Annotated in this window: 14 protein-coding genes; 7 read left to right on the top strand and 7 right to left on the bottom strand. The window is 61.3% G+C overall.

Annotated features, from left to right (window positions below; genetic code table 11):
- Positions 1–20: 20 nt before the first annotated feature.
- Together DU490_RS04030 and DU490_RS16975 are read right to left on the bottom strand one after the other, a co-directional pair.
- Positions 21–653, bottom strand: a complete 633-nt coding sequence (locus tag DU490_RS04030; protein ID WP_114573053.1) for a Spy/CpxP family protein refolding chaperone — start codon at positions 651–653, stop codon at positions 21–23.
- 116 nt (positions 654–769) lie between these two features.
- Positions 770–1,189, bottom strand: coding sequence for a hypothetical protein (locus DU490_RS16975; protein ID WP_147270442.1), 420 nt, complete (start codon positions 1,187–1,189; stop codon positions 770–772).
- A gap of 586 nt (positions 1,190–1,775) precedes the next feature.
- On the opposite strand from DU490_RS16975, the gene DU490_RS04020 reads away from it, so the two are divergent.
- The 5 genes from DU490_RS04020 (at position 1,776) to DU490_RS04000 (ending at position 7,057) form a co-directional block, all read left to right on the top strand.
- Positions 1,776–2,459, top strand: coding sequence for a multicopper oxidase domain-containing protein (locus tag DU490_RS04020; protein ID WP_114573051.1), 684 nt, complete (start codon positions 1,776–1,778; stop codon positions 2,457–2,459).
- A gap of 66 nt (positions 2,460–2,525) precedes the next feature.
- Positions 2,526–3,383 (top strand): exo-alpha-sialidase, encoded by an 858-nt coding sequence (locus DU490_RS04015; protein ID WP_114573050.1) that lies wholly within the window; start codon positions 2,526–2,528, stop codon positions 3,381–3,383.
- A gap of 37 nt (positions 3,384–3,420) precedes the next feature.
- Entirely contained in the window at positions 3,421–4,233 is an 813-nt protein-coding gene (lgt, locus tag DU490_RS04010) for a prolipoprotein diacylglyceryl transferase (protein ID WP_114573049.1), read from the top strand.
- Positions 4,234–4,426: 193 nt separating this feature from the next.
- The gene (gene cls / locus DU490_RS04005; RefSeq protein ID WP_220270453.1) at positions 4,427–5,824 is read left to right on the top strand and encodes a cardiolipin synthase; all 1,398 of its coding nucleotides are present in this window, start codon (positions 4,427–4,429) and stop codon (positions 5,822–5,824) included.
- A gap of 243 nt (positions 5,825–6,067) precedes the next feature.
- Positions 6,068–7,057, top strand: a complete 990-nt coding sequence (locus DU490_RS04000; protein ID WP_309485727.1) for a L,D-transpeptidase family protein — start codon at positions 6,068–6,070, stop codon at positions 7,055–7,057.
- A gap of 69 nt (positions 7,058–7,126) precedes the next feature.
- Here DU490_RS04000 and DU490_RS03995 read toward each other — a convergent pair whose 3' ends face one another.
- The 5 genes from DU490_RS03995 to DU490_RS03975 all read right to left on the bottom strand — a co-directional run bounded on the left by DU490_RS03995 (position 7,127) and on the right by DU490_RS03975 (position 11,288).
- The gene (locus DU490_RS03995) at positions 7,127–7,525 is read right to left on the bottom strand and encodes a hypothetical protein (RefSeq protein WP_220270449.1); all 399 of its coding nucleotides are present in this window, start codon (positions 7,523–7,525) and stop codon (positions 7,127–7,129) included.
- Between the two features lie 198 nt (positions 7,526–7,723).
- Positions 7,724–8,371 carry a response regulator transcription factor gene (locus tag DU490_RS03990; protein ID WP_114573046.1) on the bottom strand — a complete coding sequence of 216 codons (648 nt, stop codon included), beginning with the start codon at positions 8,369–8,371 and terminating at the stop codon, positions 7,724–7,726.
- Complete coding sequence (locus DU490_RS03985; RefSeq protein ID WP_114573045.1) at positions 8,368–9,951, bottom strand: ATP-binding protein; 1,584 nt, start codon at positions 9,949–9,951, stop codon at positions 8,368–8,370. The genes DU490_RS03990 and DU490_RS03985 overlap by 4 nt, the downstream gene beginning before the upstream one ends.
- Positions 9,951–10,610, bottom strand: a complete 660-nt coding sequence (locus tag DU490_RS03980; RefSeq protein ID WP_114573044.1) for a 2OG-Fe(II) oxygenase — start codon at positions 10,608–10,610, stop codon at positions 9,951–9,953. The genes DU490_RS03985 and DU490_RS03980 overlap by 1 nt, the downstream gene beginning before the upstream one ends.
- A gap of 33 nt (positions 10,611–10,643) precedes the next feature.
- On the bottom strand, positions 10,644–11,288 hold the full coding sequence (locus DU490_RS03975; RefSeq protein WP_114573043.1) for a CoA pyrophosphatase: 645 nt from the start codon (positions 11,286–11,288) through the stop codon (positions 10,644–10,646).
- Positions 11,289–11,390: 102 nt separating this feature from the next.
- On the opposite strand from DU490_RS03975, the gene DU490_RS03970 reads away from it, so the two are divergent.
- Both DU490_RS03970 and dctP read left to right on the top strand, forming a co-directional pair.
- On the top strand, positions 11,391–11,948 hold the full coding sequence (locus tag DU490_RS03970; RefSeq protein WP_114573042.1) for an NUDIX hydrolase: 558 nt from the start codon (positions 11,391–11,393) through the stop codon (positions 11,946–11,948).
- 359 nt (positions 11,949–12,307) lie between these two features.
- Positions 12,308–13,324, top strand: a complete 1,017-nt coding sequence (gene dctP, locus DU490_RS03965) for a TRAP transporter substrate-binding protein DctP (protein WP_114573041.1) — start codon at positions 12,308–12,310, stop codon at positions 13,322–13,324.
- The last annotated feature ends 57 nt before the right edge of the window (positions 13,325–13,381 follow it).

Genomic DNA, 13,381 nt, shown 5'->3' with positions numbered 1-13,381 from the left:
CGTCAACTCAGCAATGCCGGTCAGTGGTGGACGGCATGATCGTCCGGATCGTCGGCCTCGGGCGTGGTTTGCTGCAGCTGTTCCCGCTGCTCATCGGTCATGAGATCGTGCATGGCGTTACGCATACGCACCATCTCGGCCATCATTGCCCCATGCAATTCAGCCATCCGTCCATGTAGAGCCTGTACTTCATCGGGATCGGGCCGCTCCTCGTGCATTTCTGCCATCAGGTCATCGCGCAGGTTCATCAGGCGACCCATACGTTCGAACTGGGCAGGGCGGTGCTCCTGCATCAGCCCACGCATTTCGCTGCGCTGATCGGGATCAAGCATGCTCATCATGCCTTTACCGCTGCCCATCATCGGGCAGGGCATCATGCCGCCACCCATCATCATGCCTGGACCCATGCCGCTCTGACCGCCACCCATCATCATGCCTGGGCCCATGCCGCTCTGACCGCCACCGATCATCATGCCAGGGCCCATGCCGCCCTGGCCGCCACCCATCATCATGCCTGGGCCCATGCCACCCTGGCCGCTACCCATCATGGAGTCTTGGTTCTGGTCCATGCCTTGGGCGAGAGCCAGAGCGGGAACGGAAATACCGACGGCCAGGGCTAGGCCCATGGCAATAGCGTGCTTGCGAAGTGTCATGATCGTTCTCCTGAAGGCTTTTAGCCCTGCAACTGCTATTGAAAGGATGACTGTCCTAGGGGACATCACCGGGACCGCAAAGGGGGAGAGGAGGCGCTTGCCTCAGGCCTGAAAGCTCAGTGGCGCAGGCGCTGTGTCAGCAGATAGATAGGTAGGGCGTTGGAATCAGGTCGGCCATGCGGCGTACCCGAAATGATGAGGACAGCAGGAGGGGCCAACTGAGCCAAACTGCAAAGCGCCACGCCATGTTCGATATCCTGGCGTTCGGTGCGCAGGAGTGTATGGGTCACGAGGGGGGCATGGTCGGCATGACAGCGCGGTCCCCGATGAGGGTCGCCGACGAAGGCGGTAGTCGGTACCGCGTCATGTACATGGCCGGTAGCGCCATGGTGTGTCTCGGGAGAAAGAGTGACATGCGCCGCCGCTCCATAGGCGAAGAGCAGCAATGTCAGGCACAGGAGTACCAATAGTCCATGGCGCTGCCATGCCGCAACGGGCAGGGTCTGGCATGCTGTGGTCGCTTCCTGCTCAGCCATGAATGGGACTCCTGAGGTGTATCCTACTCACACCATAGAACATTAATGCGCCAGCACACTTGATGCATGTCAAATGAGCCAGATCAGGAAAATCTATCCGCCCCATGGGTTGCCGGCTGCCTTGGCTGCGTGAAATACTCCGTCCCAGGTTAGATCCTTACGGCAATAAAGCGACGCAAATGACCCGTTCCATCGCGACCTGGCTGCTTTTCCTGCTGGCTATCACTCTGGTGATACCCATGGGCGCCGTGGCGGGTGTTTCTCATTATGGTCATGATGAAGCCTGTTTCAGCATGAGCGCGCTAGAGCCGGCCCCAGCAAGCCATGTCGCCGAAGCGGCGACGGAGGATCATGAGCGCCAATCGCTGAGTTGTTCATCGGCCGGGTTCTGTGCCGCCCTGGTGCCTCAGGCCGCCGGCATGTCCGCTGCATCGGCGCCACCGCGACCGAGGTCTTTCCAATCTTGGCCCTCGTCCCCCAGCGATCGACTCGATCGCCCTCCTCGCGTTTGAACAGACTTCCCTGACCCAATCTCCCGCCCGAAGCGGGTGGTGGTCGCTGTTCAAATAATGAGGAAACCGATTCCATGAAGCGTCGTAACTTTCCGCTCCATTCCACACTGGGCGGGCTGGCTCTTTCGACTTCAGGCCTGTTCACCTATGCCATGGCGAGTCGCCATGGTGGTTACGCCAATCCTTCACTGCTCTCCCCCTCGGCCCTGCCCGACGGGCAGTCGCTTCAGCCATTGCCTCTAATCATCAACCTGAGCGATCGCTCCGGCCTGTTCCGCAGCGCTCTGACGGCAGCGCCCAGTGAGGTTGCGCTGGGCGAAGACCGGCAGGCCCTGCTGTGGCTGTACAATCACAAGGTGGCCCCCCTGATCGAAGTACGGGAAGGGGATGATTTCGACATCACGCTGATCCATGGTCGCACCTTCGTCATGGACGAGGTGCTCTTCGAAGGCCGGCTTGGTGACGTCGAGGAGTGGGAGATTTTCAATAACTCGCACATGGACCATCCTTTCCACGTGCACGGCACCCATTTCCAGATGATCGCCAGCCACCTGGGCGACGGGGAGTGGCAGGATTCGCCCTGGATGGCCTGGATGGCCTGGATGGCCTGGATGGCCTGGAAGGACACCGTCAATCTGGCACCCTACCAGCGACTGCGCCTGCGTATGGTCTTTCGGGAGCCCGGCGATTGGTTGTTCCACTGCCATATCAACGAGCATGAAGAGTTGGGCATGATGGCCACGGTTCGGATTCACTGATTTTTCAACTTATTCGCTGGCGGCCTGCACTCTTCAGGTCGCCGGTGAAGCAACGAGTCAATGCATATGACACACTATCGTTTTATCCTGCCCCTGCTGCTGGCACTGCCACTCACCGGCTGCTCCGGTGAGCCCGAAGGCGTCAGCCTCGAGGAGTTGCGCCAGAAGACTCATATTCATGGTGTGGCCTTCGACCGCTCCGACAGTCAGCGGATCCAACTGGCGACTCACCATGGCTTCCATGTCGTCGATGCTGACGGAAGGGCGCGCCAGGTCTCCAGCGAGTCCCATGATTTCATGGGCTTTTCACCCCACCCGCGGGAGACCGAGGTGCTCTTCGCCAGCGGACACCCGGCACGCGGTGGTAACCTCGGCGTCATGGTTTCCTTCGATGGCGGCAGTTCCTGGGAGCAGCGTTCCGCTGGCGCCAATGGGCCGGTCGACTTCCATCAGATGACGGTCAGCGAGGCTGACCCCGACGTACTCTACGGTACCTATGCCGGCCGGCTTCAGGTAAGTCGTGACGGGGGTCATGAATGGCAAGTGCAGACCGCGGTACCGGAAGGGCTGATCGACTTGGCGGCCTCGAGTCGAGACCCGGATCACCTGTATGCTGCTACCCAGACGGGGCTATTGATGAGCCCCAATGGCGGGCAGCGCTGGCGCCAGGTCCATCCCCAGCGCAACCCAGTCAGTGTCGTTGTTGCGAGTGGGGGCCAGCTGTATGCCTTCATGCTTGGCCTGGGGCTGATCAAGGCCGATGAAGCGACCCGGGAGTGGGAGCCGCTGAGCGACGGCTGGGGCGAGCGCTACTTTACCCACCTGGCGGTGGATTCCAAGGACCCGCAGCGTCTCGTGGCAGCCGACAACCAGGGCGTGCTGCTGCTCAGCGAGGATGGCGGCAGGGAGTGGTCAAGCCTATGACGCCCTCGCTTACACTGATTACCGACATGGATGACGCATGATGGACTATCCCCAGATCGACCCGGTGGCCATCGCCATCGGACCGCTTCAGATTCACTGGTATGGCCTGATGTACGTCGTCGGCTTCGTTGCCGCCTGGCTGCTGGGGCGCTACCGCGCCCATCGCCTGGGATTGAGCCACGACGATATCGGCGATCTGCTCTTCTATGCGGCCATCGGTGTCGTTGCTGGTGGGCGCCTGGGTTATGTGCTGTTCTACGGCATGGATCAGTTTTTTGCCAATCCGCTGTGGTTGTTCAGCATCTGGGACGGCGGCATGAGCTTCCACGGTGGCTTGATCGGGGTGCTTCTGGCAGCGTTGCTGTTTGCTCGCAAGAAGCGCCTGGCCTTCTTCCAACTGACCGACTTTATTGCTCCTCTGGTGCCAATTGGCCTGGGAGCCGGACGTATTGGCAACTTTATCAATCACGAGCTGCCGGGCAGGGTCAGCGAACTGCCCTGGGCTATGCCGTTTCCCCACATGGGGCCGGAGCCGCGTCATCCGTCGGCACTCTACGAATTCGTGCTGGAGGGGGTCGTGCTGTTCGTGGTGCTCTGGTGGTTGTCGAGCCAGCCACGCCGCCGTGGCTTGATCTCCGGCATGTTTCTGTTGCTGTATGGGACGTTCCGCTTTGCCGTCGAGTTTGTGCGCCTGCCCGATCCGCATATCGGCTTTATCGCCTTCGACTGGGTGACCATGGGTATGCTGCTGACCATGCCGATGATCATTGGCGGTGTCGCACTGATACTATGGTCCCGACACCAGGCCCGAGACACGAAAGCGGTATTGATGTCGAGCCGAGAATCCTGACGGTGGGCGATATGGCCTGGCGTCGTGGGTCTAAGGAGTAGCAACGCCATTGAGGGAGAGCCACCCCATGCAGGGAAGCCGCGATGCCGGGCAGCCGGAGGAAAGGGCAGACGACACCAAGGAACACAGCGTGTCGACATCATCAAAGCGTGGCCCTGGCAGGCGCCGCCGCTGGAGCAAGCTCGTCGTCTTCATGGTTCTCGCCCACCTGGTGGGCCTGGCTTCATCGGTCGAAGCCCTGATGTCGAGCCGTACGTCAGAAGGGGCCATTGCCTGGATCGTGTCCCTCAATACCGTGCCCTATGTGGCAGTGCCTACCTATTGGGTATTCGGACGCAACAAGTTCGAGGGTTATGCGATGTCTCGTCGCGATGAGGATTCAGAGATCAGGCGGGCATTGTCCGACCAATTGTTGGAGCTGCAATCTCATCGCGTCGAGTCGGCGCGAAGTAACCACTATCTGGATGGCGTGGAGCGTCTGGCCAAGTTGCCGCTGATGGGCGGTAACGAGACGACACTGCTGATCGACGGTGAAGAGACATTCGCGAGCCTTTTCGCCGGAATAGAGGCTGCAGAGCGATATCTGCTGGTGCAGTTCTACATTGTCAGGGATGACGATATCGGCACCCAGCTTCAGCAGCGCCTGATCGAGAAGGCGCAGGAAGGGGTGGCAGTCTATTTCCTCTATGACGAGATTGGCAGCTACGCCTTGCCGAGTTCTTATGTGAAGGAGCTGGAGGAGGCGGGTGTCAATGTCCACCCTTTTCACTCGACTCGTGGGCCGGGGAACCGCTTCCAACTTAACTTCCGCAACCATCGCAAGGTCATGGTGGCCGACGGAGCCACGGCGTGGCTCGGCGGGTTTAATATCGGTGACGAGTATCTGGTAGGGGAAAAAGGTATCGGGCCCTGGAGAGACACCCATCTCAAGATCGAGGGACCTGCGGCATTGGCCATGCAGCTGGTGTTTCTCGAGGACTGGCACTGGGCCACGGAAGAGCTGCCCGAGCTGCCCTGGGAGCCTGTGGTGCGTTCTAGCCAGGGTGCGCCGGTACTGATTCTGCCCTCCGGCCCGGCGGATCGCTTCGAGACCGCCAGCCTGATGGTTCAGCAGGCCATCCATTCCGCCCAGGAGCGAATCTGGTTCTCGAGCCCCTATTTCGTGCCGGACGAAGGGGTGCAGTCGATGCTCAAGCTGGCGGCTATCAATGGGGTGGACGTACGGATACTGATCCCGGAACAGCCCGACAATATTCTGCTCTACTATGCGGCGTATGCCTTTCTGGGGCCGCTGCTGGATGCCGGCGTCGAGATCCATCGCTATCAGGAAGGTTTTTTGCACGGCAAGGCTTACCTGGTTGATGATGCCAGCGCTGCGGTGGGAACCGTCAACCTGGATAACCGTTCTTTCCGGCTGAATTTCGAAATCACTGCGCTGGTCATGGACCCGTCGTTTGCGGCTGATGTCGAAGCGATGTTCGAGGCGGATTTTGCGCGTTCTCGCCGAATGGAGCTCGACGAGGTCGAGCAGCAGCCGCTGTGGCATCGTGTGGCCGCTCGGGGTGCCTATCTGTTTTCCCCCGTACTCTAGATATTTTCCCAGGCAGTCGAAGCCTGGTCGATGATGCGTGTCAGGTATATTGCTGTAGAAGTGTAAGGTGGTCGATACGGTGACGACTAACGTTTCAATGACCTTGCACCCCTGTGGTGGAGGTTGCGCAAGAGGCAGCGAAGAATGAGACACAATGGCAGCAATAGCGCACGGCCATCGCCGGTTCACGCCCGTCCTGCGGTATGGGCTGCTTTACTGAGCCTGGTGTTCACAGGTGCCTTGTTGATATCGGTCGCTGCAGTGGCCGACGAAGCCGACGAGGAAGCGGCCTCTGAATGGCCCAAGGGGCACTACCCGTTGCCGGAGTCGGGTGATGTCATTGGAGAGAACTACATCGTCGAGGCGCGGGAGGAGGAGACGCTACTCGATATCGCCCGTGACCACAACGTGGGTTACGAGGAGATCCGCCTCGCCAATCCTGAGGTGAGCGTATGGCTACCTGGAGAAGGTACCGAAGTGGTCATCCCGGGGCGGCATATACTGCCCCATGTGGCTCGGGAAGGCATCGTGATCAATATTGCTGAACTGAGGCTCTATTACTATCCGCCGGTCTCCGGTGATGAGACGCCACGGGTCGAGACCTACCCGATCGGCATCGGGAGAGAGGGGTATAACACGCCCCTGGGCAAGACCGAGACCACCATGCGTCTGAAGGACCCAGCCTGGTATCCTCCTCGATCCATGCGTGAAGAGGCGGCCGAAAGAGGCGAACCGGCTCCTGCCGTAGTGCCGCCGGGGCCGGATAATCCGCTGGGTAGCCATGCCATCCTGCTGGACATCCCGGGCTACCTCATTCATGGGACCAACGATCCGGATGGCATCGGCATGCGTGCCAGCCGGGGCTGTATCCGCATGTTCCCCGAAGATATCGAGTCGATCTTCGATCGCGTGCCTGTGGGTATGCAGGTCAATATCGTCAACCAGCCGATCAAGGCCGGCTGGGATGGCGATATACCCTATGTTCAGGTCTTCGAGACACTGGAGGAGCAGGAGTACGGCATGGCGGCTCTGATGCAAACCTTGTCGCTTCTGGAACGCAACAGCGACGATGTCTCGGTGCCGTTGAACTACGAGAAGTTGCGCTTCCTGCTGGAAAACCCCAATGGCGCGGTTGTCGCACTGGAGCAGTCGCCGGAGCCGGAAGCGGATCCTGAAGCGAAGCCGGAAGAGCCGGACGCGGAAGGATTGTATGACGAGCTTGCCGCTCGATAGGGCTCAGGGCTGGAAAACATGATTGGGAAGATGGCGGGCGCCCCTGGCGCCCGTTTTTTTCGACATCGACTAATGCTGGTGGTCAACGTCCTGCCCGTCCGCCAGGGTATGGCAGATATAGAGCGCCACGGACCAGATCTGCTCGTCATCTAGCTTGTACTGTAAGCGGGGCAGGGCGATTGCCGCATTGGTGCCCATGGTGCTTAGCCAGGGCATCCAGCCCGCGCGCATGAAAGCCACTGGCAGGCGATGGTCCAGTAGAAACAGGTACGCCGGGCCGAGGCCAAACAGCACCAGTGGGTGCCGGTACAGGCGATAGCGGAGCTGCTGTCGTCTTGGCAAGTCCCGGAACTCGCGCACGGTCAGGGTATCGATGCCACCGATACGCGGGCGATCGAGGTTGCCGGAACTCGCATGATGAAGAGCATGACTGTGTCGCCGTAGATCGTGGGGTGTCAGGGTCAACACGCCGATGGCTAGGCCGACCCAGTTATTGGCTGAGCGAGAAGGGAAAATGCCCCGTGGCTGCAGTCATGCTGAATCATGAATAAGCGCACGAGAAAGCCCGAGGCCATAAGTTCCACCACGCTGCGCGCCAGGTACACTGTCTGTACGGCACCGTACACATATTGGGAAGATCGTCGGCGCGAGCCTGAGGCGACCTGCCTACCGCTGCCGAGGTTTCGTTGGCAGCGGCTCGACCAGCGCCAGCGCCACGCAGATGCGAACCAGTTCAGCCAGGTTGTGCGCACCCAGTGCCTTCATGGCCCGCAGCCGGTAGACCTCCACTGTCTTGGCGCTGACATCGAGATACTCGGCGATTTCGCGGCTGGTCATGCCCTCCGCCACATGCACCAGTATCTGTCTTTCCTTGGGGCGCAGGGCGGCGTAGCGGGCCTGTACGGCTTCGAGTCTGGCTCTGGCCTGGTGCAGTTGCTGGTGCTTCGCCAGGGCCTGCTGCACGGCATCGATCAACTGCTGATGATTGAAGGGTTTTTCGATGAAGTCGAAGGCACCGGCCTTGAGTGCCGTTACCGCCATGGGCACGTCGCCGTGTCCGGTCATGAAGATGATCGGCGTGCTGTCGCCGCGCTCGTTCAGGCGCTGCTGGACTTGCAGGCCGCTTAGGCCGGGCATGCGCACATCGAGCAGTACGGCAGTAAAGCTGTCGGGTTCTGCGCCGAGGAAGGCATCTCCGTCGGCGAAGGCGTGGGTAGTCAGGCCCACGGAATCGAGCAGCCAGGACAGGGAATCGCGCAGCGCCTCGTCGTCGTCTACCACGGCGACACAGGGGGCGGCAGTGGGCTTGGTCACGGCTGACTCCGGGGCGGCGTACTGCGGTGGATGGGATTCGGCTCCGCCTGCAGTGTACCGGTAAAAGTAGCGCCATCGGAACCGTCGATCAGCGCCAGGCTGCCGCCCATGGCTTCCATCAAAGAGCGGCTGATGGCGAGGCCCATGCCGAGTCCTTCCGGGCGGGTGGAATGGAAGGGGGTGAAGACAGTCGACGCCACGTCAACGGAGATGCCGGGCCCCTGGTCGCTGACACTGAAAGTGACTTCGCGGTGGCCGCTGCGTCGTGCACGGATCTCCACCCGCAGGGCAGCAGGCTGCTCTCGACTTGCCTCCAGGGCATTGAGCATCAGGTTGACCAGTACCTGTTCCAGTGCGATCGGGTCGGCCATGACACGGGGCAGCGTTTCCGGTAAATCGATACCGAGGGTGATGCTGGTCTGTTGGTACTGCCACTCGCACAGTTGGCAGGCAGCATCCACCACGTCGCCCAGGGACACCGGGCGCGGGCGGGTCTGGCCCTTGCGAACGAAGGTGCGAATATGTCGCAGCCGTTCGCCCAGCCGCTGTACCTGCTGGTCGATGCGCTCGAGGGGCAGGGCCAGTTCGCTTGCTGGGCGGCTGGGGTTTTCGCGTAGCTGAATCAGCGCGCCGCTGGCATAGTTAGCGATGGCGCCCAAGGGTTGGTTGAGTTCATGAGCGATGTTGGAGGCGAGCTCACCGGTAGTGGCCAGACGATTGGCATGGGCAATCTGCTCCTGGTGGCGCCTTGCCTGGGATTCGGCTGCCTTGCGTAGGCCAATATCGCGATTGAGCAGCGAAAGATGATCGGGTTCGGCGCCGGGGCCGTGGTGGGCCAGTACCACGCTGAGCACCGGTACCGGACCTTGCGGCCCCGGCATCTCAAGCTCACCGCTCCAGGAGCCGTAGCGCGTCACGGCCGGGAGTACGACGTCACGCAGGATGGCGACTGAGGGCGGCGTGTAGGCCTGGTCCAGCCGGGCGGCGAGCCCCTCTCGGGGAAGGCTCAGCAGCCGACGTGCGGCTTCGTTGGAGTAGAAGAGCCGCTCGCTCCCGTCGGCAAATAGTACATAGTCGGTGGTCGACTCCACCACGCGGGCCAAGCGCTCCCGGATGGCCTCGGCGCGAATGCGCCGGCCCACGTCCCGGGAGACGCAGAGGATATCGAGCAGTTCGCCGGTTGCCGGGTCGCGGCGGGTGCGGCTGGTGGTCTCGAACCAGACATAGCGACCATCCTTGGCCCGGAAGCGATAGGTCTGTTGGTAGAAGCCATCGTGGTAGTAGACCCGGGGTGACTTGTTGAGCAGGTCGGCCAGGTCGGCCGGATGAAAGTGGTCGTAGGCGGAGACGCCGATCAGCTCCACGGGCTCGAAGCCGATCAGCTCACGCGACGCTTGGGAGGCGTAGAGGAAGGTGCCGTCGCGGGCGTGGCGGGAGATAAGGTCGGTGGTGCTCTCCGCCAGCCATTGGTAGTGGCGCTTTTCTTCCTCGAGCTTGGCGTTGTGCGCCTCTAGCTCGGCGCAGTGGGCCTCCAGGGCGGCAAAGCGCTGGTGCAGGCGGGCAGCGTCATCGCCAGCCATCAGCGTGCCGGATCCACCAGGCCGTCCAGCGAGGTGTTGCGTCTAAACCACCCGGCAATGCTGGCGCGGGGCAGGCGGGTCGGCAGTACCTCGTGGGCAATGCTCTCGGAGAGAAAGCAGGCGAAATTGCCGGCGGCGGGCGGCACGCGGGCCACTTCACGCTGCGGGTCGTCGTCGGCGAAGATCACCATCTCGCCGCCGCCATCGACGGGCCAGGCGGGGTTGAGGTAGCCCACCGTGGAGATCACCCGATTGGCCCGCCCTTGGAAACTGTCCAGGTGCCTCTTGTAGAAGGCCCCGGGCGGGTAGTGGGCGAAATGGGCCTCGTACTCGAAGAGCCCCAGGAACAGCGCCTGATTGAGCTCACGTTGCAGTTCGGCCATGGCCTCTAGGTAGCGTCGCTGGGCTAGGCTGGCGCGGTCGAGCCAATGGATGGCATCGCCGCGGATATCGCGGCGCAACGTATGCTGCTGACCTCGGCCGATGCCGGCCGACTCGAGCGCTTCGCTTTCGGCCAGGGTCATCAGTTCCCGGTACAGGTCGTGACACAACTCGGTGTCGAGTATGCCCAGGCCAAGATACCAGCCCTGATCGACCAGGGCGTCGACCAGCTGGGGGAGGGCGCTGACATCGAGGACCGGTCGGGTGGCTGAGTGCATCGGGGCGTCTCTTCTTCGTGGCGGAAGCGGTGGTCAGGGCGTGTGTGTCTCGCTATGCAGCGTGCGTAGCAGTCGTTCGGGAAAATAGCACAGGCGGCCGGTCGGGGGCTCCTCCAGCAGGCTCACGTGGCGTCCGAAGCCCTCGGCCAGAAGCTCGACCAGCATCATCGACGACAGTCCCCAGATCACCTGGCCGGCGGCATGATAGCTGGGTACATAGTGAGGGCGCCCATCGACCGTGATGACATCGGTATGGTGCCGCCTGTCCTCGAGAAACAGTGATAGTTCCACCTCGAAGATGGCATCGAGCTCGCTGGGGTCTGGCACCAGCGGCAGGTCGGGAGGAATCAGGCCGACATAGGGCGTGACCAGGATGCCGTGCAGCGATATCACGTCCGAGAGCCGTCCCAGCAGTTCGACCCGCTCCGGAGGCAGGGCGATCTCCTCCCGGGATTCCCGCAGCGCGGTGAACAGCAGGTCGGGGTCGGCCTCCTCGCGCTTGCCGCCGGGGAAGGCGACCTGGCCGCTGTGGGTGCTGAGATGGGTGGCGCGGCGGGTGAAGAGCAGCGTCGGCTCGGGGCGGTCGACGATAGGCAACAGCACCGCCGCCTGCGGCATGTCGAGTCGCATGCGACACGGGGTATGTGCTTGCAGGCGTTTGCGGAGTTTCTCTAACATGGGGTTTCCATCGGGTTTGATTCGTTCTACCGGCCACCATTGCCACCGTCAAGCCCGAAGCCGGGCGGTATCGCACCGCTCGTCAGCCTGCCAGGGAGCCCCATGAACTTCTGCAGCCATTGTGGTCATACCGTGCGTTTCGCGATTCCGGAAGGGGATGACCGGCCAAGATACCTGTGCGATGCCTGCGGGGCCATCCATTACCAGAATCCGCGTATCGTTGCCGGCACACTGCCGGTGAGCGGTTCGCAGGTATTGCTGTGCCGACGTGCCATCTCCCCGCGCAAGGGCTTCTGGACCCTGCCCGCCGGCTTCATGGAGAACGCCGAGACCACCGTCGAGGCCGCCGTACGGGAGACCCTCGAGGAGGCCTGCGCCGACGTCAGCATTCACGGCCTGTATACCCTGATCAACCTACCCCATATCAATCAGGTCTACATGATCTTTCGGGCCGATCTGGCGGGCGGCTTTGCCGCCGGGCCCGAGAGCCTGGAAGTGGCGCTTTTCGAGGAGCACGAGATCCCCTGGGACGAGCTGGCCTTCCCCACCATCGAGCGTACGCTTCGCCATTTCTATGCCGACCGTGGCGGCAACGACTTTCCGCTGCATATCAGCGATATTACCGCCGAGGATCGCGAGCGTTACTTTGGCTCGGCCTGATGAGCAAGTGTGGTTACTAAGGTCATTGGTGATAGGCATATCGGCGTGATGATGTCCATGATCTGGATCAGTTTTTTGATGTGGGTGGTGCGCCGTTGGTGGCCCATATCCGGTTGCGACCTGCAGGCGTGTGCCGGCGACATCGGAGCCGGCAGCGTTGCTGATGGCTGTTTCGGTGCTTCGCCCCGTTCGTGGTGGTTCTCAAGTCGCATGCTGTATTGTGATAGAGATATTTCACGCTGATGGTTATCTTCTAGGTTTTTTTTACCAAATATACTGCCGAGATGGGTAAATTGACCGCTGTTCGGGCGGGATGTAAACAGGATCTCTCCAAACACAACAACCCAAGAGAGACTGTCATGACACTCGAGCACAAGGGCACCATCCTGCCCGTCGTCACCGCCCTGTCTGCCGCCATCTTCCTGATGGGAGCATCGATGAGTGCCGATGCCACCACCCTGCGCCTGGCCACCGATTCCGGCACCAGGGGCTCGCCTGCCGGCGATGCCCTGGATCGCTGGGGGCAGTTGATCGAGGAGAATTCCGACGGGGAGATCAAGGTCAATATCTTCTATCAGAATGAGCTGGGCGGGCAACAGGAGCTCTTCGACCTGCTGGTTTCAGGTGACGTACACATGATGCTCAACTGGCCGATGACCTCTTATGATCGCCGCATCGGGGTTATTTATACGCCCTACATGACGCTCTCCTGGGAGGAGGCCTTCAATGCCTACAGCCCCGGGGGCTGGGTCAACGAGCTTCTCGGTGATATCTATGCCGATATCGGCCTCAAGTTCTTTGGTCCCTGGCCGGAGGGCTTCAACGGTGTGGCTTCCCGCGGCAAGTACGCGCTGACCATGGAAGAGGCGGGTGACCTGGCAGTGCGAACCATGACCGTGTTCCCCGCCCCGCAGACCATGCAGGCGTTGGGCTACCAGACTGCGGCTATTGATTGGGGCGAAGTTTATACTGCACTGCAGACCGGAGTGGTCGATGGTGAGGCGGGCAACGTCATCTACTGGCCTTACGAGTACTTCCGCGACATTCTCGATTACTACGTTCACACCAAGCACTTCTTCATGACCGGCATCCTGACCATGAACATGGATGCCTTTGAATCGCTAAGCGAACCCCACCAGCAGGTAGTGACCGAGGCGGCCGAGGCGATCATGAACCAGCAGTTCGTAGCCGCTCAGGAGCAGGATGAGTATTACATCGCCAAGGCACAGGAAGACGGCATGCAGTACTTCGAACTCTCCGATGAACAGCTTCACGAATTCGCGCTGCGTGCTCGTGAGCAGGTGTGGCCGCTGATGGATCGTGAAATCGGCCAAGAGATCATGGATGTAATCCGCACCAATGCCACGCCGCTCTGAGCGGTGCTGGTGACTAGATGTCAACGCAGGTCGGCTCGGACCCGGGTCGGCCTGCCC

It is taken from the genome of Halomonas sp. DQ26W, assembly GCF_003339685.1.
GTDB lineage: Bacteria > Pseudomonadota > Gammaproteobacteria > Pseudomonadales > Halomonadaceae > Halomonas.
The sequence above is the reverse complement of the archived record's forward strand: the minus strand, read 5'-3'. Positions and strand labels throughout refer to the sequence as shown.